The 25854-nt window shown below is 27.1% G+C and carries 23 protein-coding genes and 1 pseudogene; 17 read left to right on the forward strand and 7 right to left on the reverse strand.

The features are described from left to right. Positions 1-2: 2 nt before the first annotated feature. The 17 genes and pseudogenes from proS to lpxB all read left to right on the forward strand — a co-directional run bounded on the left by proS (position 3) and on the right by lpxB (position 18450). On the forward strand, positions 3-1337 hold the full coding sequence (gene proS / locus ABXT53_RS02750; protein WP_415291123.1) for a proline--tRNA ligase: 1335 nt from the start codon (positions 3-5) through the stop codon (positions 1335-1337). Further along, on the forward strand, positions 1334-2566 hold the full coding sequence (locus ABXT53_RS02755) for an FtsX-like permease family protein (protein ID WP_415291124.1): 1233 nt from the start codon (positions 1334-1336) through the stop codon (positions 2564-2566). The genes proS and ABXT53_RS02755 overlap by 4 nt, the downstream gene beginning before the upstream one ends. After that, on the forward strand, positions 2559-3245 hold the full coding sequence (locus ABXT53_RS02760) for an ABC transporter ATP-binding protein (RefSeq protein ID WP_415291125.1): 687 nt from the start codon (positions 2559-2561) through the stop codon (positions 3243-3245). Before ABXT53_RS02755 ends, ABXT53_RS02760 begins: the two co-directional genes overlap by 8 nt. Beyond that, positions 3229-6644: pseudogene (gene dnaE, locus ABXT53_RS02765) on the forward strand (DNA polymerase III subunit alpha). Before ABXT53_RS02760 ends, dnaE begins: the two are co-directional and overlap by 17 nt. 129 nt (positions 6645-6773) lie before the next feature. Further along, complete coding sequence (gene rpsB, locus ABXT53_RS02770) at positions 6774-7595, forward strand: 30S ribosomal protein S2 (RefSeq protein ID WP_415291126.1); 822 nt, start codon at positions 6774-6776, stop codon at positions 7593-7595. Between the two features lies 1 nt (position 7596). Further along, complete coding sequence (gene tsf / locus ABXT53_RS02775; RefSeq protein ID WP_415291127.1) at positions 7597-8448, forward strand: translation elongation factor Ts; 852 nt, start codon at positions 7597-7599, stop codon at positions 8446-8448. Next, positions 8449-9000 carry a ribosome recycling factor gene (gene frr, locus ABXT53_RS02780; RefSeq protein WP_415291129.1) on the forward strand — a complete coding sequence of 184 codons (552 nt, stop codon included), beginning with the start codon at positions 8449-8451 and terminating at the stop codon, positions 8998-9000. Next, a complete protein-coding gene (gene uppS, locus ABXT53_RS02785) occupies positions 8997-9674 on the forward strand; it encodes a polyprenyl diphosphate synthase (RefSeq protein WP_415291130.1) in 678 nt (225 codons plus the stop codon). Before frr ends, uppS begins: the two co-directional genes overlap by 4 nt. Then, on the forward strand, positions 9674-10336 hold the full coding sequence (locus ABXT53_RS02790) for a phosphatidate cytidylyltransferase (protein ID WP_415291132.1): 663 nt from the start codon (positions 9674-9676) through the stop codon (positions 10334-10336). Before uppS ends, ABXT53_RS02790 begins: the two co-directional genes overlap by 1 nt. A gap of 1 nt (position 10337) precedes the next feature. Then, positions 10338-11501, forward strand: coding sequence for a 1-deoxy-D-xylulose-5-phosphate reductoisomerase (locus ABXT53_RS02795; RefSeq protein WP_415291133.1), 1164 nt, complete (start codon positions 10338-10340; stop codon positions 11499-11501). Between the two features lie 7 nt (positions 11502-11508). After that, complete coding sequence (gene bamA, locus ABXT53_RS02800; RefSeq protein ID WP_415291135.1) at positions 11509-13746, forward strand: outer membrane protein assembly factor BamA; 2238 nt, start codon at positions 11509-11511, stop codon at positions 13744-13746. Beyond that, a complete protein-coding gene (locus tag ABXT53_RS02805) occupies positions 13746-14264 on the forward strand; it encodes an OmpH family outer membrane protein (RefSeq protein WP_415291136.1) in 519 nt (172 codons plus the stop codon). The genes bamA and ABXT53_RS02805 overlap by 1 nt, the downstream gene beginning before the upstream one ends. Continuing rightward, a complete protein-coding gene (gene fabZ / locus ABXT53_RS02810; RefSeq protein ID WP_415291137.1) occupies positions 14265-14717 on the forward strand; it encodes a 3-hydroxyacyl-ACP dehydratase FabZ in 453 nt (150 codons plus the stop codon). A gap of 53 nt (positions 14718-14770) precedes the next feature. Further along, positions 14771-15751, forward strand: coding sequence for a UDP-3-O-(3-hydroxymyristoyl)glucosamine N-acyltransferase (gene lpxD / locus ABXT53_RS02815; protein WP_415291139.1), 981 nt, complete (start codon positions 14771-14773; stop codon positions 15749-15751). Beyond that, a complete protein-coding gene (lpxA, locus tag ABXT53_RS02820) occupies positions 15748-16530 on the forward strand; it encodes an acyl-ACP--UDP-N-acetylglucosamine O-acyltransferase (RefSeq protein ID WP_415291140.1) in 783 nt (260 codons plus the stop codon). Before lpxD ends, lpxA begins: the two co-directional genes overlap by 4 nt. A 1-nt stretch (position 16531) precedes the next feature. Beyond that, complete coding sequence (gene lpxI / locus ABXT53_RS02825) at positions 16532-17317, forward strand: UDP-2,3-diacylglucosamine diphosphatase LpxI domain-containing protein (RefSeq protein WP_415291141.1); 786 nt, start codon at positions 16532-16534, stop codon at positions 17315-17317. Then, positions 17314-18450, forward strand: a complete 1137-nt coding sequence (lpxB, locus tag ABXT53_RS02830) for a lipid-A-disaccharide synthase (protein WP_415291142.1) — start codon at positions 17314-17316, stop codon at positions 18448-18450. The genes lpxI and lpxB overlap by 4 nt, the downstream gene beginning before the upstream one ends. On the opposite strand, the gene gltX is transcribed toward lpxB, so the two are convergent. The 7 genes from gltX to ABXT53_RS02865 form a co-directional block, all read right to left on the reverse strand. Further along, positions 18427-19827: a glutamate--tRNA ligase gene (gene gltX / locus ABXT53_RS02835; RefSeq protein ID WP_415291143.1), complete on the reverse strand. Its 1401-nt coding sequence runs from the start codon at positions 19825-19827 to the stop codon at positions 18427-18429. The two genes, lpxB and gltX, sit on opposite strands and share 24 nt — an antisense overlap. A 22-nt stretch (positions 19828-19849) precedes the next feature. Next, the gene (gene lexA, locus ABXT53_RS02840) at positions 19850-20527 is read right to left on the reverse strand and encodes a transcriptional repressor LexA (protein WP_415291144.1); all 678 of its coding nucleotides are present in this window, start codon (positions 20525-20527) and stop codon (positions 19850-19852) included. Positions 20528-20615: 88 nt separating this feature from the next. Next, positions 20616-21407, reverse strand: a complete 792-nt coding sequence (locus ABXT53_RS02845; RefSeq protein ID WP_415291145.1) for an indole-3-glycerol phosphate synthase TrpC — start codon at positions 21405-21407, stop codon at positions 20616-20618. Next, positions 21400-22392: an anthranilate phosphoribosyltransferase gene (trpD, locus tag ABXT53_RS02850; protein ID WP_415291146.1), complete on the reverse strand. Its 993-nt coding sequence runs from the start codon at positions 22390-22392 to the stop codon at positions 21400-21402. Before trpD ends, ABXT53_RS02845 begins: the two co-directional genes overlap by 8 nt. Continuing rightward, positions 22389-22964, reverse strand: coding sequence for an anthranilate synthase component II (locus ABXT53_RS02855; RefSeq protein WP_415291147.1), 576 nt, complete (start codon positions 22962-22964; stop codon positions 22389-22391). The genes trpD and ABXT53_RS02855 overlap by 4 nt, the downstream gene beginning before the upstream one ends. Further along, complete coding sequence (trpE, locus tag ABXT53_RS02860; protein ID WP_415291303.1) at positions 22964-24418, reverse strand: anthranilate synthase component I; 1455 nt, start codon at positions 24416-24418, stop codon at positions 22964-22966. Before trpE ends, ABXT53_RS02855 begins: the two co-directional genes overlap by 1 nt. Then, positions 24418-25839 (reverse strand): SurA N-terminal domain-containing protein, encoded by a 1422-nt coding sequence (locus ABXT53_RS02865; RefSeq protein ID WP_415291149.1) that lies wholly within the window; start codon positions 25837-25839, stop codon positions 24418-24420. The genes trpE and ABXT53_RS02865 overlap by 1 nt, the downstream gene beginning before the upstream one ends. Between the last annotated feature and the right edge of the window lie 15 nt (positions 25840-25854).

Here is a 25854-nt window from a genome sequence, read left to right on the forward strand (position 1 = left end):
AAATGTACATTTCAAAGTCATTCATACCAATATTAAAAAATAACCCATCAGAAGCAAAAATTAAATCACACCAGTTAATGCTAAGGGTTGGTATGATAAAGCAATCTTCAGCAGGTATTTATTCATGGCTACCTTTAGGTTTTAAGGTGATGAAAAAAATTGAACAAATTGTAAGAGAAGAGCAAAATAAAATTGGTGCTCAAGAAATACTTATGCCGACAATCCAACCTAGTGATATTTGGAAAGAAAGTGGTCGTTATGATGATTATGGAGATGAAATGCTCCGTATTAAAGACCGCCAAGGTAGAGAAATGCTCTATGGTCCAACTAACGAAGAGCTAGTTACAGATATATTTAGATCAAGTGTTAAATCTTATAAATCACTTCCTCAATTATTATATCATATACAATGGAAATTCAGAGATGAAGTTAGACCAAGATTTGGAATAATGAGAGGTAGAGAGTTTTATATGAAGGATGCATATTCGTTTGATGTAAACGATGAAGACGCAATTTTCTCGTATAATAAATTCTTTTTTTCATATTTAAAAACATTTAAAAGATTAGAACTTTCAGCAATACCAATGGCAGCTGATACAGGACCAATTGGTGGAAATCTTTCTCATGAATTTATTATTTTAGCAGATACTGGAGAAAGTAAAATTTTTACAGATAAAAGAGTTTTTGATTTAGATAGTGAAGGATCTGTAATGGATAGACAATCTTTGCAAGATTTAAGAAAAAAATATGAACAATATTATGCTGTAGCCGATGAAAAATTTAATAAAGATGAATTTGAAGAAAAAGTAACTGAAGAAAATAGACTTATTACAAAAGGCATAGAAGTAGGTCACATTTTTTATTTTGGAGATAAGTACTCAAAAGCTTTAAATGCAGCTGTAGATCTTCCAGGTGGAAAAAAAGACTTTGTTAAGATGGGATCATATGGAATTGGAGTATCAAGACTAGTTGGGGCAATTATAGAAGCAAAATATGATGAAAAAGATGAAATAATGAAATGGCCATTCTCTGTGGCACCATATGAGCTTGCCATAATACCCATGATTAATAAAAATGATACTTCGGTATTAGACAAAGCAAATAAACTTTTTAAATATTTTGAAAGTAAAAATATTGACACAATTATTGATGACATGGATGAAAATCTTTCATCAAAAATTAAAAAATTTAATTTGATAGGTGTACCTTATCAAATAATTTTAGGAAAAAAATCAGATGGTGATTTATTAGAGTTTAAAGAAATTGGAAAAGACCCCAAAAATTTAACTATAGATCAAATAACTCAAATTTTAACTGAACAAAAATTAAAAAATTGATTTCTGCATTAGAAAAAGAAATTACACTTAGATATCTAAAAACTAGAAAAAAAGATGGTTTTTTAAATATAATATCTATTTTTTCATTTATCGGAATTAGCTTAGGAGTTGCAGTGTTGATTATTGTGATGTCCGTTATGAATGGCTTTAGAACTGAGTTAATTAATAAGATTGTAGGATTTAATGCTCATGTTACCGTTAAACCATATGAGAGTCCCATTAGTCTAGAACAATTAAATAATAAAAATTTAAAATTAATTTCAGAAGAATTAATACTTAGTAATTCTGGTGAAGCAATTGTCATTAGCAAAGACTACACTAAAGGCCTAATTTTAAGAGGTTACAGCAGTGAAAACTTTCTAAAACTTGATGTTGTAAAAAAAGGAATCTTAATTGGTAAATCAAGTCAATTAACAAAGAATTCGATATCAATAGGTAAAGAATTAAGTTTTAATTTAGATCTTGGCGTGGGTGATAAAGTATCAATTATGTCTCCAGTAGGCATAGAAACGATTATAGGAAGCTTACCTAGACAAGAAACTTTTATTATTAGTTCAATCTTTGATAGTGGTTTAGCTGATTTTGATGCCAACATAGCTTTCATAAATTTAGACACATTGGAAAACTTTTTTAATCTTAAAAAAGAAAAGCGTAGCCTAGAAATTTACTTGAATAACCCATCTAATATTGAAGAAGAAAAAAATAAAATTCAAAAAATATTCAAAAATGAATTTGTATATAGTTGGGCCGATATGAATAGTTCATTATTTTCTGCTTTAAAGGTTGAAAGGAATGTAATGTTTATAATCTTATCTTTGATTATTATAGTGGCTGCTTTTAATATTATTTCTGGACTTACAATTCTGGTTAAAAATAAAACAAGAGATATAGCTATATTAAAGTCTATCGGTGTCTTAAATAAATCTATTATTAAGATTTTTTTTCTTGTTGGAGTTATTATTGGAGCTACAGCAACCTTCTTTGGAATTTTTTTAGGTGTAATGTTCTCATTATATATAGAAAACTTGAGAGAGTTTTTAAGCAATACATTTAATATTAGTTTGTTTCCTGAGGAGATTTATTTTTTAAGTACAATGCCTTCAGAGATCAACCCAACTTCAATTTTTATTATTTCCCTTTGTTCAATCTTTATAACAATTATTGTGTCAATTTTTCCTGCTATAAAAGCTTCAAAATTAGACCCAGTTAAAGGACTTAAGTATGAATAATTTGATCTCATTAAAAAACATATCAAAATCTTTTTCTAACAATAGAAAAATAAATGTTTTAAAAAAAATCAATTATTCTTTTATAAAAGGTAAGATTTATTCTCTAGTTGGTCCATCCGGATCGGGAAAATCTACATTACTAAATGTTTTATCAATGATAGACAAACCTACTACTGGCTCTTTGTTAATTGGTAATACACCAGTAAACTTTAACGATAATTCAAAAAATGATAAAGTTAGATCAAGTAAAATTGGTATTATCTATCAGCAAAATAATTTACTTCCAGATTTTACTGCATTAGAAAATGTTTATTTAGCCGGTCTAGCTTTAACTAATGACAAAATGAATTCAATCAACCGAGCTAAAAAAATTATAAAAACAATGGGTCTTTCATCACGTGAGTCACATTTTCCTTCGGAATTATCAGGGGGTGAAATGCAAAGAATTGCGATGGCTAGAGCACTCATTAATGAGCCAGAAATTATATTAGCAGACGAACCTACCGGCAGTCTAGATCACACTACCGCCAAAGAGGTTTTTAATGTTTTATATAAATTAAAAAATAAAAGCAGATTAATAATTTATGCAACTCACAATAGATTTTTTGCAAATATGGCTGATTGCAAATTAGAAATGATTGATGGTAATATAAGAACTATCAATGCCAGAATTAAATAATCAAAACTTTAATCACTTAAAAATTCACACACAGTATTCAATCTGTGAAGGAGCTATTAAAATTGAATATTTAAAAGATTTTTGTAAAGAAAAAAAAATACCTTGTTTGGGTCTTTCTGATACATCCAATTTATGTGGTGCATTGGAGTTTGCTGAAAATATTTCTAAGGTTGGCACTCAACCAATTATTGGTACTCAAATTTATTTTAGATTTGAAGACACGACAGGACTATTACCCTTGATAGCTCTTAATAAAAATGGATATAAGAAAATCATAGAACTCTCCTCAAGATCTTACCTTGAAAATGATGCTTTATCAGACCCTCATTTAGATATTAAGGAACTTTTAAAGGATGTAGAAGGGGTGTCCTTACTTTCAGGAACTATTCAAGGTTTATTTGGTAAATTATTTGAAAAAGGTCGTTTAGAAGATATATCAAAACTATATATGAGTTTATCATCAAAATTTAATGATAACTTTTATTTAGAAATCCAAAGGCATGGTGATCAAAATGAAATTTCTTTTGAAAAATTCAATTTAGAACAATCTTTAAAGATTAAAATACCAATTATTGCTACTAATGAAGTTTATTATTTAACACCTGACATGCACGAAGCCCATGATGCATTAACCTGCATTGGTTCTAAAACTTATGTTAATGAAAAAAATAGAGTTAAATATAGTAACCAACATTATTTTAAATCTAATGAAGAAATGTCAAAACTATTTTCAGATCTTCCTGAAGCTTTAGAAAATAACTTTAATTTTCCATTTAAATGTAATTTTAGACCACAATTTTCCAAACCAGTACTTCCAAATATTAGTTCTGAAAAAGGAGGTAGTGCTGATGAAATACTTAAAAAAGATTCACTAGACGGATTGAAAGAAAAATTTCTCAAAGTTTTTAAAATTGAAGAAAATAACTTAGAAACTAATGATAAATTTTTGAAATATAAAGACAGACTAGATCATGAGCTAAAGATTATAATTGAAATGAAATATCCTAGTTATTTCTTGATTGTATCTGACTACATTAAATGGGCCAAGAGTAATGATATTCCAGTAGGACCAGGTAGAGGCTCTGGGGCAGGCTCACTTGTTGCTTGGTGTCTGTCCATTACAGATGTTGATCCAATTAAATTTAATTTGATATTTGAAAGATTTTTAAATCCTGACCGTGTGTCGATGCCTGACTTTGATATAGATTTTTGTGAGGAAAAAAGAGATCTTGTTTTTAAATATTTGACTACAAAATATAAGGACAGTGTTGCCCATATAATTACATTTGGAAAATTAAAAGCAAGAATGGTTATTAGAGATGTTGGTAGGGTATTAGGTTTACCATATGGTTTTGTTGATAGTATTTCAAAAATGATACCCTTTGACCCTTCTAGACCTCAAAGTTTAATTGAGTGCATTAATAGCGAACCAAGACTTCAAAAATTAGTAAATGAAGATCCTCGTGTAAAAAAATTAACAGATCTTTCTTTGAAATTAGAAGGTTTAAATAGAAATGTAGCAACTCATGCAGCAGGTGTTGTTATAGCTGATAGAAAATTAACAGAAGTTGTGCCTTTATATAAAGATGCTGCAGCAGATTTATTATTACCTTCTACGCAATTTGATATGTATTCAGCAGAAAATGCTGGCTTAATTAAGTTTGATTTTTTAGGACTAAAAACTTTAACTGTAATTAATAGAACGCAAAAGTTGATTAATAAAAAAGTTAAAGATTTTAAAATTGAAGATATTGACTTTGATGATCAGAAAGTTTTTGAACTTTTATCTTCTGGTAATACTGTTGGATTATTTCAAGTTGAAAGTGCTGGTATGCGTGAAGCATTATTGCAGATGCAGCCTAATCATATTGAAGATATTATTGCACTAGTTGCTCTTTATCGTCCGGGACCTATGAGCAACATACCAGTTTACAATGACTGTAAACATGGAAGACAAACACCTGATTATTTGCATCCTTTACTTGAAGATATCTTAAAACCTACATATGGAGTTATTATTTATCAAGAACAGGTGATGCAAATTGCACAAAAACTCTCAGGTTTTACCGCAGGTGAGGCTGATATTTTAAGAAGGGCTATGGGAAAAAAAAAAGAGCTGAACTAGAAAAGCAGAAGCAAGGATTTATTGCTGGTGCTCTTAAAAATGGAATTAGCAAAGATGTTGCGGCAAGTATATTTTTAAAGATTGAACCATTTGCAGAATATGGATTTAATAAAAGTCATGCAGCCGCTTATGCTATAATTTCTTATCAAACAGCATTTTTAAAAACTTATTATCCTAAAGAATTTTTTGCGGCATCCATGACAATGGATATCTCAAATCAAAATAAATTGGGTGAATTTCATGAGGAGCTAAAAAGAATAAATATTAAAGTTATACGACCTGATATTAATAAGTGTTTTGCAGATTTTCAATTTGATGAAAATAATTTTTATTATGCGCTTGCTGGAATTAAAAGTGTTGGTTATGAAGCAATATCAAATATTATTAAAGAAAGAAAAGAAAATGGTGATTTTAAATCCATAAATAATTTTTTAAATAGAGTTAACCCTAAAGATATTAATAAACTCCAGTTAGAAGGTTTGGTAAAAGCAGGAGCTTTTGACAATATAGATAATAATCGACAAGCATTATTTAATTCAATTCCAAATTTTATTTTAAAGACAAAAAATATTTATGAAAACAAAGCAGCAAATCAAATTGATCTTTTTGGTTCTGACGAAGAACAAGATAATGAGATAGTCCTTAATATCGAAGATTGGAAGTTTGAAGATCGACTATCAAGAGAGTTCGAGGCTATTGGTTTCTTTATATCTGACCACCCTTTAAATCAATTTAAAGAAATTTTTGATGATTATAAAATAGTTGATTATGCAAAATTTAATCTAGACGACACTATAAAAGATGCAAATATTGCAGCTACACTTTTAAAAATTACTGAAAGAAAAACGGCAAAAGGTAACTCGTATGGTGTTATAAAATTCACTGATTTAACAAGTGTTTTTGAACTCTTTATTTTTTCTGATATTTTGGAATTGAACAGAGAAGCTTTAGTTGAGGGTAGCTCTTTAATCATAACCTTGATCAAAACCATTTCAAACGATGAAAATAAACTTAAAAGAATAAATGTTCAAAAAATTGCTTCTCTTAAAGATCTTTTTAATAAACCTGTTAATGAAATTGTATTTAATATTAAATCAATTGAAGACATTGATAAAATATCTGATTTAGTGGACGAAGAGGGCGCTACAGAGGTAAAAATAAATATCAACGACGAAAACAATGAGATTAGCTTTAAACTAAAAAACAAGCGTTTTATTGACAGGAAAGCCATAAATATACTCAGAAACAATGATATTTCGACAACTATTCATTAAAAAAGACTTGTTTGTTCTATAAATAATTTGTAAATAACTCTTAAATTAAATTAACACGCACACAGTTTGTGGTTTTATACCTCCGGTCCTTAAATGGAAATTACTGTGGTGGCTTAACCGGGAATAAATATGAAAATACCAAGTCTGACTATCCAACAACTATTAGAAGCAGGAGTTCATTTAGGTCATAAGACTTTAAGATGGAACCCAAAAATGAAAAAATACATTTTTGGAAAAAGAGATTCAATACACATTATTGATTTAACTCAAACATTGGAATTAACAAATGTAGCTTTGGAAAAAGTTTATAATACGATTGCTAATAACGGCAAAATTCTTTTTGTGTCTACAAAAAAACAAGCATCTGAAGCAATTGCTGAAGTTGCAAAAGAAACTGGACAGTACTTTGTAAACTATAGGTGGTTAGGTGGAATGTTAACTAACTGGGGAACAATCTCGGGATCCATTAAAAAGATGAAAAAATATGAAGCTGATCTTGTTGCTGAAAATAGAGGCTTTACAAAAAAAGAACTATTAAAGATGAGTGTTAAAAAAGATAAATTAGAAAGAGCATTAGGTGGAATTGCAGATATGAAAAAAGTTCCTGATCTAGTTTTTATTATTGACACAAATTATGAATCTTTAGCTATTGCTGAAGCATCTAAATTAGGTATTCCAATTTGTGCTATACTTGACAGTAATTCTAATCCTGATGGTATTGATTTTCCAATTCCTGGTAACGACGATGCCAGAAGAGCGATTGATCTATATTGTAATTTAGTAAAAGAAACTATTGAAAATGCAAAAAAAGCAGCTCCATCTAAATCTGAAGAAAAACCTGATGTTGGTGAGACAAAAACAAAAGAACCTTCATTAAAAACTATCCAGGAGATCGATAGAGAGAAGTTAGATGTTAAATTTTCAAAAAAAGATAAAGAAAAGTTGAATTAATATGAGTGATTTAAAAAAAGTAAAACAATTACGTGAAGCAACCGGTGCTGGATTTAAAGATTGTAACTTGGCAGTTAAGGAATCTGGTGGTGATTTAGATAAAGCAGTAGAAATCTTAAGAGTTAAAGGAATTTCTAAAGCTTCAAAAAAAATGTCAAGAGATGCTAAAGAAGGTGTCATTGCAACTTCAGGTGATGAAAATAAAATATCAGTTATTGAAATTAACTGTGAGACAGATTTTGTTGCTAAGAATGATGATTTTGTATCCTTCGCAAAAGAATTAAGCGAATTGAATAATCAAAATTCATCTGATTTAGAAAAGCTTAATAAATCAAAAATGGGAAATGGTGAAACAGTTGAAGATAGTCTGGTAGCATTAATCGCAAAAATGGGTGAAAAGATAACAATTGGTAAAGCTAAGACATTTAATCAATCAGGTTCTAAAAATTTTAATTATTTGCATACTGTAGTTAAAGATAATTTATCTAAATTATCAGTTATAACTTCACTAGAGACTTCAGATGACAGTGATAATGTTAAAGCTTTTGGCAAACAACTTTCAATGCATATTGCAGCATCAAACCCTTTGGCGTTAAGTTCTGATTTGATTAATAAAGATCTACTTCAAAAGGAACTAGATCTTGTCACAGAAGAGTTAAAAAGTTCTGGTAAGCCTGAAGAAATTGCACAAAAAATTAGCTTAGGTAAAATGAATAAATTTAAAGAGGAAAATGCTTTGTTAACACAAGCCTGGGTTATGGAGCCAAAAAAGAAAGTGCAAGATATTGTAAAAGAACTTAATATACCTGACTTAAAGATTAATGATTTTTTTAGAATTAAAATAGGTGAATAAATGTTTAATGACAAAACATACAGCCATAAGATGGATAAAACCATTGAGGTTTTTCAAAAAGAATTAACTTCATTAAGAACTGGAAGAGCAAACGCTTCAATGCTTGACCTTGTTAAAGTAGATGTTTATGGGCAAGCGATGCCACTAAACCAAGTTTCAAGCATAACGACTCCCGATGCAAGAACAATCAATATTCAAGTTTGGGATCTTAATAATGTTTCACTAGTAGATACTGCTATAAAAAAATCAGAATTAGGTTTAAATCCTCAAATTGATGGTCAATTAATCAGATTACCCATTCCAGATTTAAATGAAGAAAGAAGAATGGAGATTAAAAAATTAATTAAATCCATGGGTGAAAAGTGTAAAATTTCAATCAGAAATATTAGAAGAGAAGCTAATGACGATTTAAAAAATTTAGTTAAAGAAAAAGAAATTAGTGAAGATGATGAAAAAATAAATGAAAAAATGGTACAAACATTTACAGATGACCATATTAAAACAATAGATAGTAAAGTTGAGACTAAAGAAAAAGAAATAATGACTATATGAACCCAGTTAAACATGTTGCCATCATCATGGATGGAAACGGTAGATGGGGTATTAGACATAATAATTCAAGAAATGCAGGTCATAGAGCAGGTCTAAATACTGTTGAAACTATTATAAATGAAAGTATAAAAGAAAATATCAAATATTTATCACTTTTTACATTTTCAACAGAAAACTGGAAAAGACCTAAGATTGAAATAAATTTCTTGTTTAATTTATTGGAAAATTTTCTAAGTAAAAAAATTAACTACTTAGTTAAAAAAAAAATTAAGCTTAAATTTATCGGAGCTATTAATAAATTACCGTCAAAACTTAAAAAATTAATAAAAGAATCTGAAGCAAAAACTTTAAAAAATTTAGGTTTACAACTTAATATAGCATTAAACTACGGATCAAAAGACGAAATAATAAATTCGATAAAATTGATTAATAAAAAAAATATTATGGTTAATAATAAAAATATTAATAAATATTTATTTACAAAAGACATACCTGACCCAGATATTTTAATAAGAACAGGTAATACACAAAGATTAAGTAATTTTATGTTATGGCAGTTAGCTTATACTGAAATTTTTTTTGAAAAAAAACTTTGGCCAGATTTTAATTTAAATGACTTTAAAAAAATTTTAAAAAAATTTAGGAAAATAAAAAGAAATTTTGGATCTATTTAATGAACATAGAATTAAAAAAAAGAATATCCACCTCAATTATATTAACATCTTTACTGACAGCAATGTACTTCTTTTCATTTGTTATGATTATTTCATTATTAATTATAACAGTTATTGTTTGGATTGAATTTTATGCCTTAATATCAAAAATCATACCAAATGATAAATTCAAAGATAAATTTTTTAGATCTTTTTATAAAATAATTGCATTGTTTTATTTATCACTATTAATTTACATTATATTTATAATTGAATCTTATTATCCAAATTTAAAACTATATTTATTATATTCAGTTTTGGTTGCCATATTATCTGACATAGGTGGACTTGTATTTGGTAAAACATTTAAAGGAAAAAAACTTACAAAAATAAGCCCTAATAAAACAATCTCAGGATCAATTGGCTCATTTATATTTTCATTGTTTTTAGTCCCTTTTTTTCATGAAGAATTGATTAATAATAGTTTTTTTAAATTAGCTTTAATCACAATATTGATATCTATAATTTCACAATTAGGAGATCTGTTTGTTTCTTACCTTAAACGTAAAGCAAAAGTTAAAGATACAAGTGATATACTCCCAGGACATGGAGGCTTTTTAGATAGAGTTGATGGGATAATTTTTGCAATACCAGTAGGAATTTTATTATTTAGTTTTTTTTAATATGAAAAAAATAGTCATTTTTGGATCAACTGGGTCAATTGGAACTTCATTACTCAATATAATTAAAAATGATCAAAAGAACTTTAAAATAGAATTAATTTCAGCAAATAAAAATTATAAAAAATTAATTAATCAAGCTAAGTTTTTTAATGTAAAAAATTTAATTATCACAGATCAAAATTCTTTCATAAAAGCTAAAAAAAAAATAAAAGGTAAAAATATAAATATCTATAATGATTTTACATCTTTTAAAAAAATATTTAAAAATAAAAAAATTGATTACACAATGAGTGCAATTACTGGCTTTCAAGGTTTGAAGCCCACTTTAGATATTATAAAATTTACTGATGTAATTGCTATAGCAAATAAAGAGTCAATAATTTGTGGTTGGAACTTAATTAAAAAGAATTTAGATAAGTATAAAACAAAATTTATTCCAGTTGATTCAGAGCATTTTTCTATTTGGTCGTTAATTAATAAGGAAAAATATAAAAATTTTGAGAAATTTTATCTAACTGCTTCAGGTGGACCTTTTAGAAAACTTCCATTAAGAAAATTTAATAATATCACTACAAAAAATGCTTTAAAACACCCTAATTGGTCTATGGGAAAAAAAATTTCAATAGATTCAGCAACCATGATGAATAAGGTTTTTGAAGTTATCGAAGCGAAAAAGATATTTGATCTTAAATACAGTCAATTAGAAATACTAATTCACCCCGATTCATATTTGCATGCAATTGTAAAATTTAATAATGGTTTAATTAAATTACTTATGCACGATACAAATATGGTCATCCCAATTTTTAACTCATTGTATTCTGAAGATAATAATAAAATTAAATCTTATCCTCTTAACATTAAAATCTTAAATAATTTACAACTTCAAAAAATTGATAAAATTAGATTTCCAATAATTAAATTATTAAATAAATTAACAGAAATAGATTCTCTTTTTGAAACTGTAATTGTCAGTGCAAACGACAATTTAGTGAATAAATTCTTAAAGAATGAAATAAAATTCATTGATATTTCAAAAAAATTATTAAAGTTTACAAGCCTCAATGAATTTCAAAAATTTAAGAAAATTAAGCCTGTAAATGTTAAGCAAATTGAACAATTGGCTGATTATGTTAGTTTAAAAATCAATACCACAAGTGTATAAGATTAGAATGTTAAAATATATCTTTCAAATTTTTTTTATATTAATCACCTTCACTTCATCAATCAACTCTGAAGAATATAATAATATTTTAATTAATGGAAATCAAAGAGTTTCAGATGAGACCATTCTTCTTTTCTCAGAACTTCCTAATAACAAATCTTTAAATGAAAATTCGATAAATATTGTATTAAAAAATTTATATAAATCAGGTTTTTTTAAAGATGTAGTTGTTAAAATTGAAAATAAAAATTTAATTATAGATGTAATTGAAAACCCTATAATTCAAACAATTTTTATTGAGGGAATTAAAAGAAAAAAAACAGAAGAGGCTCTATATGATATTTTATCTTCGAAAAATAGATCTTCATTTAACTCATACAATATAAAAAGTGATGAAGATAAAATTATGAATTATCTTAAAGATAAAGGCTTTTATTTTACAAAAATCATCTCAAGCTATCAAGATCTTGGTGATAATAAAATCGACCTTTACTACAAGATTGATTTGGGTAAAAAAGCAAAAATCTCAAAAATTTCATTTGTTGGAGATAAAAAATTTAAAGACAGTACTTTAAAAAATGTAATTATTAGTGATGAGTATAAATTTTGGAAATTTATATCAGGTAAAAAATACTTAAATGAAAATTTAGTTAATTTTGATAAAAGATTGTTAAATAATTTTTATAAGAATAAAGGTTTTTATAATGTAAATATAGACTCTACATTTGCTAATTTTCTTGGAAATAGTAAATTTGAGCTTATTTATAATATTAAGTCAGGTGAAAAGCATTATTTTAATAATTTAAGCATAAAACTCCCTGATGATTATAATGAGAATGATTTTAAAAAATTAGAAAAGCTATTTTCAAATTTAAAAGGTGAAAGCTATTCATTAAATTCTATAGACAAAATTTTAAATGAAATAGATAGAATTGTTTTAAACGAACAATATGAATTTTTAAAATCTACTGTTATTGAAGAAATTAGTGAAAATCTAGTAAACTTATCTTTCAATATAGAGGAATCTGAAAAGTTTTATATTGAAAAAATTAATATATTTGGAAATAATGTAACTAGAGAAGAAGTTATTAGAAATGTATTAGCTGCTGACGAAGGCGACCCATTCAATGAGTTACTACATAAAAAAACATTAAATAATATAAAAGCATTAAATTTTTTTAGTGATGTTAATGATCAAATTTATAACGGATCATCAAATAGCCAAAAAATTATCAATATCAATGTTGATGAAAAACCTACTGGTGAGATTAGTGCTGGAGCTGGTGTCAGCACTGGTGGTGGAAGCATTGCCTTTGGTATTAAGGAAAACAATTTTCTTGGAAGAGGAATTGATTTTGGTTCAGATTTATCAGTCAGTTCAGAAACTTTTAAAGGTAAAGTTTATTTGAACAATCCAAATTATAACGGATCAAACAAATCTTTAAATTTATCATTAGAAAGCACAGTAACAGATTACCTAAAAGCTTACGGTTATGAGTCTAATAAAACGGGTTTTTCAGTTGCAAGTGGTTTTGAATATTATGATGATTTATCTTTAAATCTTGGTGTCTCTAGCTATGTTGAAAAATTAACAACTGATAGCACTGCTTCTGCTAACATGAAGAAACAAGAGGGATCATATTTTGATACTTTTTTTAATTACACACTCGATTACGATAAAAGAAATCAAAGATATCAAACCACTGATGGTTTTAGAAGTAGATTTACTCAAAATATTCCTTTGATTAGTGAAAACTACTCATTAACAAGCGCATATGATCTTAAATTTTATAACGAGTGGTTAAATGAGAATATAGCTTCTTATGGAGTTTATGCTTCAGCAACAAATTCACTTACAGGAAAAAATGTTAAATTATCTGATAGATTGTTTTTACCTGCAAAAAAACTTAGAGGTTTTGAAATGGGTAAGATAGGTCCAAAAGATAACAAGGACTATATTGGTGGCAATTATGCATTAGCCTTTAATGCCTCTACAACAGTCCCTCAAATTTTACCAAATGTTCAAAATGCAAATTTTTCACTATTTTTTGATATGGCAAGTATTTGGGGCGTAGATTATAGTAGCAGTATGGCTAACAATAATGAAATTAGATCTTCGATTGGACTTGCTGTTGATTTATTTACTCCAATAGGTCCACTTAATTTTTCCTTCTCTGAGGCTATCACTAAGGGCAAAGATGATATTACCGAATCTTTCAGATTTAATTTGGGTACTACATTTTGATGAAAAAATTATTTATAATATTAATTATTTATTTTTTATCATTTAATTTAGTAGTAGCTGATACGAAAATTGCTTTTATAGATTTAGATAGAATTATATCAACCTCAAAGCCAGGTTCACATATATTAGAGCAATTGAATGAATTTAATTTAAAAAATTCTGATAAATTCAAAAATGATGCTAAAAAATTAAAAGAGAAAGAGGTTAAGTTAATTTCACAAAAGAATATATTGTCAGAGAAAGACTTTCAATCAAATGTAAATAAATTAAAACTAGAAATAAAAAACTACAATAATACAACAAATAAAATTAATAAAAATCTTGCAAAACTTAAAATTGATAGCACTAATAAATTACTAAAGTTGATTAATCCAATACTTATAAAATTTTCAGATGAACAGTCCATAGAAATAGTTCTTCAAAAAAAAAATTTGATAATTGGAAAATCGGAACTTGATATTACAGATGAAATTATTAAATTAATTGATGTTGAAATTCAAAAATTCAAAATACAATAAATGACAAAAGAATTTCTTAATAAAAAACAGATAAGTGACTTATTACCTCATCGAGAGCCCATGCTTCTTATTGACGAGCTTCATGAAATTGAAAAACTTTTTTCTGCTACGGCTATAGTGAATGTTAAAAGAGATAGTTTTTTTGTACAAGGTCATTTTCCGGATAATCCTGTTATGCCAGGTGTTCTGATAGTTGAAGCATTTGGTCAAGCAGCTGCCGCTCTAACTGCTCATGGTTTAGATAAAGAAACATATGATAATAAATTAGTTTTTTTAATGGGCATAGAAAAAGCAAGATTTAGAAACCCCGTTATACCTGATTGTAAATTAGAATTAAAAATCCAAGCCATCAGAACACATGGTAGAGTTTGGAAGTACAAAGGTGATGCTTTTGTTGATGGAAAAAAAATGGCTGACGCTCAATGGTCAGCTACCATAGTTGATAAGAAATAATTAGCAACAAATATTGATAACACAGTTTAATATCATTTGGTAAAAAGATTTTGATGATTAATCCTTTTTTTAAAAATAATGGTCCTTTCAAAATTTCAGATATTTTACGGTTAATAAATCTTGATGATCTTAAAACTGTTAATGATCAAAAAATAAATGACATAAAAGATTTATTTACATCAGATAATAATGATATTACTTTTTTTCATTCAAAAAAATATAAGGATATTGCAAAAAATACTAAAGCTTCCTTTTGTTTAACAACTGAAAGTTTAAAAAATGAATTACCTAGAAACTGCGAACCATTAATTGTTAAAAATGTTTTAGTTTCAACTTCTAAAGTTACATCAAAATTTTATCCAAGCTCAATTAATGATAACTTTGATTTCACAGCTAAAGATATAATTGATACAAAATTTAAAGATAAAGTTAACTTTGGAAAAAATGTTTTAATTGGTGATAATGTTACCCTTGGATCCAATTGTTTAATTGGTCACAATACCATTATTGAGCAAAATGTTATTATTGGAGACAATTGCTCGATAGGATCAAATGTAATTATAAGGAATACATTAATTAATAATAACGTTAGTGTTTTAGATAATTGTGTTATTGGCAAACATGGATTTGGTTTCTTTCCTATTAATGAAAAAAATTTAAGATATCCGCATATTGGAATTGTGATAATTGGTGAAAATTCTGAAATTGGATGTGGCTGTACTATTGATAGGGGCTCTATGTCAAATACTGTGATTGGTAAAAATACTTTTTTAGACAATCAAATTCATATTGCACATAATGTTAAAATTGGTGAAAATTCAATCATAGCAGGACAAGTAGGAATTGCTGGTAGTTCTATTCTTGGTAACAACGTCCGAATTGGTGGGCAAGCTGGTATTTCTGGTCATTTAACCATCGGAAATAATGTAGAAATAGCTGGTGGTAGTGGTGTGATAAAAGATATCTCAGATAATTCAAAAGTAATGGGATATCCAGCAAAAAATATTAGAGATTTTTTAAAAGATAATAAATGATACATAAAACAGCAATTATTGATCCAAAAGCTAAAATTAGTACCAATGTTAGTATTGGAGCTTACACTGTAATAGGTCCTAATGTTGAAGTAGGAGAAAATTCTACAATACAATCACATGTAAGTATCATTGGACATACCAAAATTGGAAACAACAATAAGATTTATTCATTTGCGTCTATTGGAAACGATCCTCAAGATTTAAAATTTAATGGCGAACAAACAAAGCTTGAAATAGGTGACAATAATAAAATTAGAGAATATGTAACTATTAACCCTGGTACTGCAGGTGGCGGTGGATTAACTAAGGTTGGAAATAACTGCTTATTCATGGTCTCTTCACACATAGCACACGATTGTTTGGTTGAAGATAATGTTATTTTAGCGAATAATGTTCCTTTAGGTGGGCATGCACATATAGAGAGTAATGTAATAATTGGAGGTAATTCAGCTGTACAACAGTTCACGAGAGTTGGAAGATCAGCAATGATAGGGGGAATGTGTGGTGTTGTAAGGGATGTTATACCGTATGGGATAGCCCATGGCAACCGAAGCGTTCTACAAGGATTAAATTTAATAGGTTTAAGAAGAAAGAATATTCCAAATAAACAAATTATTAATTTAAGTGATGCATATAGAGAAATTTTTAAGGATGAAAATTTAACTCAAAATTTAATTAATTTAAATGAAGATTTTAAAAATAATGAACTTGTATTAGAGGTAGTTAATTTTTTAGAGAAAGATAAAAAAAGACCTATTTGTACACCATATTCAAAATAAAATGATTGGACTATTTTTAGGGGATACTGATTTTTCAGACGCTGTTCTTCAAAAGATAAAAAAATTAAATAAAAAATATTTTATTATTGATTTTTCAAAAAATAATAAGTTTAAAAAAGATATAAATTCTCATCGAATAAGTATTGGTAAATTTGGAAAAATAATACATTTGATTAAAGAAAAAAAATCAAAAAAAGTTTTATTTGCAGGCAAAATTGCAAAACCAAAATTTTCATCATTAAGATTAGACCTTAAAGGTGTCTATTATATGCCTAGTATCTTAAAAGCAGCAAAATTAGGTGATGCAGCAATTATTAAAGCTATAATAAAAATTTTGGACAATGAGAATATAAAAGTTATTAGTTCTATCTTTTTTAATCAAGAACTAACTGTTAAAAGTGGAAACTATACTAAATTGAAACCAAATATGAGTGATAGTAATTCTATTAAAAAAGGAATTTCTTACTTTAATAAACTAAATAACCTAGATCATATCCAAGCAGTGATTATTAAAGATAATACTATTTTAGCAATTGAAGACCAACAGGGAACAAAGAAAATGTTATCTAAATTAAATAAAAAATCTGAAGGAATCTTGATTAAGCTACCTAAAAAAAAACAAGATCTAAGAATGGATTTACCAACTATTGGTCTTCAAACTCTAAAAGATTGTAAAAAATATGGCCTAAAAGGAATAGTTTTAAAATCTAAAAAAAATATATTTTTAGATAAAGTTAAATGTATTAGTTTTGCTGATGAAAATAAGATCTTTATTAAAATTATATGAAAAAAATTTTTGTTTTAACGGGTGAGCCCTCTGGTGATAAATTGGCGTCAACAGTTATTTCAAAGCTTAAAATTGATAATCCTGACATTGAATATTTGTCAGTAGGGGGAACACATATTAAAAAATTAGGAATTCAATCTATTTTTGATCTAAAAGACATTACATATTTAGGTTTTACTAGTGTGCTATTTAATATCATCAAAATTAGAAAAAAAATTAACAAAACTGTTGATGAAATTGTAAAATTTAACCCTGATATCTTGTTTAGTGTTGATAGTCCTGATTTTACACTAAGAGTTGCTGAAAAGGTAAAAAATATTAATAACAAGATTAAGACAATTCATTATGTTGCTCCCCAGGTATGGGTTTGGAGAAAAAACAGAGTTAAAAAAATTAAAAAATTTATTGATCATATGCTTTTATTATTTAACTTTGAAAAAAAATACTTTGATGAAGAAAATATTAAGAATACTTTTGTTGGTCATCCTTTAATTGAAAAAAAAGAAAATGTAATAACAACATTAGATAATTTAATTTCTAAAGATAAAAAAATTATATCTTTATTTCCAGGTAGTAGAAAATCAGAAACAAATGTTCTTTTGCCAATTTTATTAAATTTTATTGAATTGATGAATAAAAAAAACCTTGATCATTCATTTGTTTTTCATGCTACAGATGAAAATAAAGAATTTATAATCGATATGGTTAAAAAAGTTAATTCAGATAATATAGATGTTATTTCAGATGAAAATATAAAAGATCAGGTTTTATCTAATTCAGTTTTTGCCGTTTCCAAATCTGGAACAATTTCGCTTCAAATTTCTAGTGCCAACATTCCTTCAATAATTATTTACAAATTAAGTTTCATAAATTTTATGATATTTAGATTATTGGTTAATGTTAAGTTTGCAAATATCATTAATATTATTAATGACAAAGAGGTAATTCCTGAATTATTACAAAAAGAATGCAATGCAGAAGAAATATATAAAACTGTTACATATTTTCTTAAAAACCCAGTGTTAATTAAAAAACAATTAATTGATTGTAAAAATACTTTAGAGGGAATTAAGTCAAGATCTTCTTCATCAAGTGAAGTAGCTTTAATATTAGGTAATTATCTTATTTCCTAATCTTCGCTCTACTTCCTCTTTACCTAGAGAAATTATTATATCATATAAACCAGGTCCAAATTTTGATCCAGTTAAAGCAACTCTTAATGGTTGACCCACACCCTTAAAATTAGTTTCATATTTTTTTATTAAATCATTAATTATGGGCTCAAGCGTTTCTTTATTTAATGTGTTTATTGAAATTAGATTTTCTTTAAACTCTTTAATAATACTTTTTGCTTTCTCATCAATCAATTCTAAATCTTTATCTTCAAATTTTACATCATCAAAAATTATATATTTAGCGTTATTAAATATATCCTCCAATGTCTTTGCTTTATTCTTAAGAAATATTAATGAAGGCTTAATCTTAGCTTCTTTTTCCAATTTAATTTTTTCCTTATAAATTTCACAATATTTGACAAGATGATTGTAAAGTTCATTTTCATCAATAGTTTTAATATAATGTTCATTCATTGATAATATTCTACTCATATCCAGTTTTGATGGAGATTTACCAATCCCCTCTAAATTGAAGTGTTGAATGCTTTCCTCTAATGTAAATATTTCTTTATCTTGATAAGACCAACCTAATCTTAATAAGTAATTTCTTAAAGCATCGGGCATTATTCCTATCTTTGAATAATCATCTAATGTTGATGCATTATCTCTTTTTGATAGTTTCTTTCCTTCAATAGTATGTATCAATGGAATGTGAGCAAATAAAGGAAACTCCCATTTCATAGCTAAATAGATTTGCATCTGCTTGAATGTATTAATCTTATGATCGTCACCTCTAATTATATGTGTCATGTTCATTTGATGATCATCTACGGTAGCTGAAAGATTGTATGTTGGTGTTCCATCTTTTCTTAGAATTATAAAATCTTCTATTGTAGTATTCTCTATTTCAACATCTCCTTGTACCAAATCTTTCAGCATAGAAGTTCCTTCAATTTTACTTTTAAATCTAATTACTGGTTTGATATCTTTAGGGGCATCTGATTTTGGAAGATCTCTCCATTTTCTATTGTAAATATATGGAAGTTTTTTTTGTCTTGCTCGTTTTTTTTGCTCTTCTATTTCTTCACTTGAGCAATAACATTTATAAGCATGTCCATTTTTAAGTAGTTCATTTACAACATTTATATGATCATCAATTTTAGTTGATTGAATGTATTCATCACCATCATGTTCAATGCCAATCCATTTTAAAGACTTAATAATTTGAATCTTATGTTCATCTTTAGATCTTTCTTTATCAGTATCTTCTATTCTAAGATGAAATGTTCCTTTTTGATTTTTTGAATACAGCCAATTAAATAAAGCAGTTCTTACACCACCAATATGTAAAGCTCCAGTAGGCGAGGGAGCAAATCTAGTTGCTACTTTTGACATTTATAATTTTTAGACTATTTTCTTAGAAGTTTCTATATAAAGATACAAGAACACCTTGAACTTTTACTCTATCTGGACCAAATATTTTGGTTTCATAATTTCTATTAGCACTTTCAAGCGCTACGGTTTTTCCTTTTCTTCTAATTCTTTTCAACATCGCTTCATGTTCATCTATTAAAGCTACTACAATTTTACCATTATCTGCAGTATCAGATCTTTTTATGATAACTGTATCACCTTCATTAATACCGGCTTCAATCATTGAATCACCTTGAACTTTTAGACCAAAATATTGACCATTTTTTTCAAGATTATTTGGAAGAGGTATTCGAGAAACTTCATTTTGTATAGCCTCTACAGGCGTTCCTGCAGCTATGCTACCTAGTACAGGTATTTCCATTTCATTTAATTTATTATTTTCCGTGTCAAGACCACCCCTGATAACGCTAGGTGAAAAGCTATTGTAAATATCATTGGCTGAAGCCGTCTCAGGAAGCTTTATAACCTCTAAAGCTCTTGCTTTATGAGCCAATCTTCTAATAAAGCCTCTTTCTTCTAAAGCACTAATTAGTCTGTGAATACCTGATTTAGATTTTAAATTTAACGAATCTTTCATTTCTTCATACGAAGGAGATACGCCTGAGGCTCTCAACTTTTTGTTGATAAATAAAAGCAAGTTTTTTTGTTTTTTAGTTAGCATAAGAACAAATAAAGTACAAAATCTGTTCTACAAGTGTTCTTCTGATACAGCAATAGCTAAAAAGTATTTAAAATCGAGGTTTATTTAACTAAAGAACTGAAAAAATTGAATTTTTATCTAAATTTTTTAAAAGTGATTCACCAATTAAAAAAGTTTTTATTTCTGTTTTGTTCTCTAAAGAAAGAAGTTCTTCTTTTGTTTTAATTCCACTTTCAGAAATTAAAGGAGAGGAGTGATTACTTAACACGTTATAGATATCATAAGTTGTATTAAGATCTGTTTTTAAAGTTTTGAGATTTCTATTATTTATTCCAATTAATGCTTCTTTAAAGTTAAGAGCTTTCTTGGCTTCTTCAGCTGTATGCACTTCAACAATTATTGACATATTACGTTTAAGAGCTTCTTCGTATAATCCATTGGCAAGGTCATCGGAGACACCAGCTAATATAATCAATATTGCATCTGCCCCATAACTTTTGGCAAGAGGTACTTGAAACTTATCAATAAAAAAATCCTTACATAGAACAGGTAGATTTATTTTTTCTTTTACTTCACTAATATGGCTTAGCCTACCCAAAAAGAAATCTTCTTCTGTGAGGATTGATAAGCATGTTGCTCTATTATTATCATAGATTTTTGCTATTTCAGTAGGGTTATAATTGTCCATTATAACACCAGCAGATGGACTTGCTTTCTTTATTTCTGCAATTAAAGAAATTTTATTATTATCAATATTGTTTTGAATTTTATCTTTAAAATTTATAAATGATTTATTTTGATCTATTTGTTCATTTAAAGCATCTAATGAAATTGTTTTTTTTAATAAATCAATTTTTTCAATTTTTTTTTTAATAATTTCTTTTAGTACGTCTTTAGACATTTTGAATTTCCTTTAAGTTGGTGTATGTTTTTCCTGATAATATATGTTTTCTTGCTTCATTATACGCATCAATAAATACCGTATGTTTTTCTGAAACAATAAGGCCAGCTGCTGCATTTAAACAAACAGCTTTTGAAAAATCGTTATCCTCACCTTTAAATATATCCAACATTTTATTCGCATTAAATTTTGCATCATCTCCAAGCAAATCTTCAAACTCATTTGCATTTATATTTAGTTTTATTGGATCAATTAATATTTCAGAAATTTCACCATTTTTTAATTGAACAACATTAGTTTTTGAATAGGGTGATATTTCATCTAATCCATCTTCACTATTTACAATCCAGGCAAATTTAATGTTTAAATTTTTCAAGGCACTAGCAAAAATTTTTAATAGTTTTTTATCAAAAACACCAACCACTTGTCTATCAACTAGGGCAGGGTTACTTAAAGGGCCAATCATATTAAAAATTGTCCTTTTACCTATCTTTTTTCTAATAGGTCCAACAAATCTCATTGCACTGTGATAATTGGGTGCAAACATAAAACCAAAGTTATTTTTTTTAATTTGTTCCTCAATATCATTCGGCTCTAAATCTATTTTTATTTTTAAAGCTTCTAAAACGTCACCTGAACCACATTTAGAGGAAACAGCTTTGTTGCCATGTTTTGCAACTTTAATGCCCATACTAGATAGTAGTAGCGCTGATGCAGTCGATATATTCAGTGTATTCATGCCGTCTCCACCCGTTCCACATGTATCAATACAATCATTAACATTAACTCTTTTTGATTTATCTCTTAGTACATAAACCCCCCCAGCAATTTCATCAGAGACCTCTCCTTTTGCGGAAAGTAGTGTTAAAAAATCAAATATTTCATTATCTGATGCTTTACCATTCATTAGTATTTCAAAAGCTTTTTTACTTTCATTAAATGATAAGTCCTCGTTATTTCTTAATTTATCTATGAAAATTTTCATTTGTTTTTGTAATTAATAAAATTTTTTAATATTTTAATACCAATGATAGTTTTTATACTTTCAGGGTGAAATTGAACACCGTGGATATTATATTCTCTATGCATTACACCCATAATAATTCCATCTTTTGTTTCAGCGGTAATTTCAAGGTGATCAGATAATGTTTTTTTATCAATTATAAGACTATGGTATCTTGTGGCAACAAATTTAGAAGGAAGGTTTTTAAGGATACCTATTTTTTTTGATTTTATGACGCTCGTTTTACCATGCATTAACTTATTAGCTTGAATAATTTTAGAACCAAAAACTTGACCAATAATTTGATGACCTAAACACACACCAAGAATAGGTATCTTTTTATAAAGTGCTTTTACTATTTTAATGCAATTCCCTGATTGATTTGGATTACCAGGTCCAGGTGATATAATTATTTTGTCATATTTATTTTTTATTATTTGTTTGTGAGTAATTTCATCATTTCTAATTACATCAACTGTAACACCAAGAGATGATACATAGTGATATAAGTTAAATGTAAAACTATCATAATTATCTATTAATATAATTTTCATTATTTTAATGCATTCATTAAAGCTTTTGCTTTATTTACAGTTTCTTCGTATTCTTTAATTGGATTACTGTCAGCTACTATCCCTGCACCAGCTTGAACATAGAATTTTTTGTTTTTTGCAACAGCAGTTCTTAATGCAATACAAGTGTCAAACTCACCATTTGCAGTAAAATAACCTATGCCACCAGCATAAACTTTTCTTTTAGTGGTTTCTAGTTCATCAATAATTTCCATGGCTCTAATTTTAGGTGCACCAGAAACAGTTCCAGCAGGGAATCCTGCAAGCAATGATTTAAATTTTGAAAATTTACTATTATAAACACCCATCACATTAGAAACGATATGCATTACATGTGAGTATTTTTCGATCATAAAACTTTCTGTCACTTTAACAGTTCCTATTTTGGAAACTTTACCAGCATCATTTCTCCCTAAATCAAGTAACATTAAATGTTCAGAAAGTTCTTTTTTATCTTTAAGTAAATCCTTTGCAAAAAAATTATCTTGTTTTAAATTTTTACCCCTAGGTCTAGTTCCGGCAATTGGTCTAACGGTAATTTTGTTATCTCTTAGTCTGACTAAGATTTCTGGACTAGCTCCTATTATCTGAAAATCTTCAAAATTAAAAAAATACATAAAGGGAGAAGGATTAGTAATTCTCAGTTTTTTATAAATTTCTAGGGGTGTTTTGGATAATTTAGCCTCAAACCTTTGACTTAAAACGACTTGAAAAATATCTCCAATTTTTATGTATTTTTTCGCTTCATTAACCATTCTTAGAAACGTGTTCTTTGATGTGTTAGATTTTACTTTAATATTAACTTTTGTATTACTATTAGAATTATTTTTTATAAGAGAGGCCTTTGTTAATAGGTCATTAATTTCATTCTCAATTGCAAAATACTTTATTTTATAATTTAGAATCTTTTCATCATTGAAAATATTAATAATATAGAAAATCTTTTTTTTTAAGTTGTCGTGAATAACCAATGTTCTTGGTCTTAAAAGTCTAACGTCAGGTAGCTTTAAATCATCCTTACATTTATTGGGAATTTTTTCTACATATCTAATAGAATCATAAGAAAAATACCCCGATATTAAAGAACAAATTGGTGGTAGTCCTACGGGTGTTTTAAACTTAAATTCTTCTATTATTTCTTCTATAATTTTCTCTGGAGCACCTTTTATTTTTTTTTTTATGTCATTAGTAGTCAGGTAAGAATTTTTATTATTAAATTCCCAAATCTTATCTGGGTTTTTGCCAAAGATGGTATATCTCCCTCTTATCTTACCTTTCTCAACTGACTCAAAAATAAAACTATTTTTTTCCTTTAGAAAATTATCAATTAAGTTTAAAACTTCCTGATCATTTCGTACTTTTTGAGAGGTATATATGATTTGATTTTTGTTTCTTGAATGTTGAAACTTAAAATCTTTAAAGTTTCGATTAAGCATCATCTAAAGTAATTTTTTACCCTATCAAGAGTTTTTTCATTAACTATCACCTTATATTTATTGTTTAAAAGGTAATCATATGATTTTAATATTCCATTTCTATTTTCTGCACTCGCTTTGTTAGAGATTGCATTAAATATATTTGAATCTGGGGAAATTTCAGTATCTTCAAGTTTCATAACTTTAGCTATGAATATGTTGTCTTCTCTATCAGCAATTAGAGTAAATGTATTAATTGGTAGTGTGTATAAAATTTTAACAGAATTATTTTCAAATTTATTAATATCCTTAATTGAGTTTAATTGAGTTTTTTCAACTTCACCATTCCCAAGTTTATCAAATGATGCTTGGTTAAATTTATTTTTATCTAATTGGTTTAGTATATCTTTATTAAATTCAAATTTTTCTTTTTGAAACAAAAGGTTTGTTATTTGTTTTGTAAATCTTTCATCATTTAAATTTGGTAATTTTTGAATAACATTATTTATTTGATAAAAAATGAATGCTCCATTGTCTTCAAGTATTTCAATCTCGTCTTTTCTAGAATTATAAATTTTATTTTCAATTGTCTCTTTATTTTCCAAATTAATATAATCTTTTTTTGTAATCACATTGACATTTAATTCATTTGTAATTGTCTTAAAATCTATGTTTTTAGATATCTTGTTGTCAATTTCATCAATGGCATCAAAAAAAGCCTGATTAAATTCATCTACACCCAATAAGTTTTTAGGCGTTATTATTACATAAGAAAAATCAATATAATCTTGTTTAAGTTTTTCTGAATTTTCATCAATAAAAATTTTAATTTCCTGATTAGTAAATTCATCTTCTTTTTTATAAAATCTATTTAATTTAATAAATTCAATATCCAATTTTCTATTGTTTTCTATAAAATATTTATCTGTTAAAAACTTGGGAGATTTTGCTCCACCACTTATATATGCAAATAATTCTCTTTGTAGAACGTTATTCTTTAATTTTATTTCATACATCGTTGCACTCATGCTATTTGTAAGTAAAAACTTTTCATAAAGAGTTCTTTTAAAATTACCATTTTCATCTAGAAAGTTTTTATTTTTCTTAAGAGTTTCTGCAATTATTTTATCTGATACGACCAAGTTTAAATCTTTAATTTCAAGATCAAGTAAAGTGGCTGATACTAAAGAAGACAAAAGTTCCTCAATTACATTTTTATCAATATTCTCTTTTATTACTTGCTGACTTAAGCCAGATTGATTTAGATAATCCATGAAATCTTGCGTAGAGATATTAGTGTTATTTATTTTAGCTATATTATTTTGATTACCGGTACTAAATCCTCCACCAAATCCACCAAAGCCAAAAGCTATAATAATAACAAAAATTAGTATTAAGCCACCTATCTTTTTTTTTGTAATATTTCTTAATTGATTTATCATTGCTTATTAATTTAT

Origin of the sequence: Candidatus Pelagibacter sp. Uisw_136, assembly GCF_047720275.1 — a bacterium.
In the GTDB taxonomy this organism is placed as follows: domain Bacteria; phylum Pseudomonadota; class Alphaproteobacteria; order Pelagibacterales; family Pelagibacteraceae; genus Pelagibacter.

Bases quoted from the DNA above. Each gene is read 5' to 3' on its own strand.
- proS (WP_415291123.1), top strand. From the start codon at position 3: ATGTACATTTCAAAGTCATTCATACCAATATTAAAAAATAACCCATCA.
- ABXT53_RS02760 (WP_415291125.1), top strand. From the start codon at position 2,559: ATGAATAATTTGATCTCATTAAAAAACATATCAAAATCTTTTTCTAAC.
- rpsB (WP_415291126.1), top strand. From the start codon at position 6,774: ATGAAAATACCAAGTCTGACTATCCAACAACTATTAGAAGCAGGAGTT.
- tsf (WP_415291127.1), top strand. From the start codon at position 7,597: ATGAGTGATTTAAAAAAAGTAAAACAATTACGTGAAGCAACCGGTGCT.
- frr (WP_415291129.1), top strand. From the start codon at position 8,449: ATGTTTAATGACAAAACATACAGCCATAAGATGGATAAAACCATTGAG.
- uppS (WP_415291130.1), top strand. From the start codon at position 8,997: ATGAACCCAGTTAAACATGTTGCCATCATCATGGATGGAAACGGTAGA.
- ABXT53_RS02790 (WP_415291132.1), top strand. From the start codon at position 9,674: ATGAACATAGAATTAAAAAAAAGAATATCCACCTCAATTATATTAACA.
- ABXT53_RS02795 (WP_415291133.1), top strand. From the start codon at position 10,338: ATGAAAAAAATAGTCATTTTTGGATCAACTGGGTCAATTGGAACTTCA.
- bamA (WP_415291135.1), top strand. From the start codon at position 11,509: ATGTTAAAATATATCTTTCAAATTTTTTTTATATTAATCACCTTCACT.
- ABXT53_RS02805 (WP_415291136.1), top strand. From the start codon at position 13,746: ATGAAAAAATTATTTATAATATTAATTATTTATTTTTTATCATTTAAT.
- fabZ (WP_415291137.1), top strand. From the start codon at position 14,265: ATGACAAAAGAATTTCTTAATAAAAAACAGATAAGTGACTTATTACCT.
- lpxD (WP_415291139.1), top strand. From the start codon at position 14,771: ATGATTAATCCTTTTTTTAAAAATAATGGTCCTTTCAAAATTTCAGAT.
- lpxA (WP_415291140.1), top strand. From the start codon at position 15,748: ATGATACATAAAACAGCAATTATTGATCCAAAAGCTAAAATTAGTACC.
- lpxI (WP_415291141.1), top strand. From the start codon at position 16,532: ATGATTGGACTATTTTTAGGGGATACTGATTTTTCAGACGCTGTTCTT.
- lpxB (WP_415291142.1), top strand. From the start codon at position 17,314: ATGAAAAAAATTTTTGTTTTAACGGGTGAGCCCTCTGGTGATAAATTG.
- gltX (WP_415291143.1), bottom strand. From the start codon at position 19,827: ATGTCAAAAGTAGCAACTAGATTTGCTCCCTCGCCTACTGGAGCTTTA.
- lexA (WP_415291144.1), bottom strand. From the start codon at position 20,527: ATGCTAACTAAAAAACAAAAAAACTTGCTTTTATTTATCAACAAAAAG.
- ABXT53_RS02845 (WP_415291145.1), bottom strand. From the start codon at position 21,407: ATGTCTAAAGACGTACTAAAAGAAATTATTAAAAAAAAAATTGAAAAA.
- trpD (WP_415291146.1), bottom strand. From the start codon at position 22,392: ATGAAAATTTTCATAGATAAATTAAGAAATAACGAGGACTTATCATTT.
- ABXT53_RS02855 (WP_415291147.1), bottom strand. From the start codon at position 22,964: ATGAAAATTATATTAATAGATAATTATGATAGTTTTACATTTAACTTA.
- trpE (WP_415291303.1), bottom strand. From the start codon at position 24,418: ATGCTTAATCGAAACTTTAAAGATTTTAAGTTTCAACATTCAAGAAAC.
- ABXT53_RS02865 (WP_415291149.1), bottom strand. From the start codon at position 25,839: ATGATAAATCAATTAAGAAATATTACAAAAAAAAAGATAGGTGGCTTA.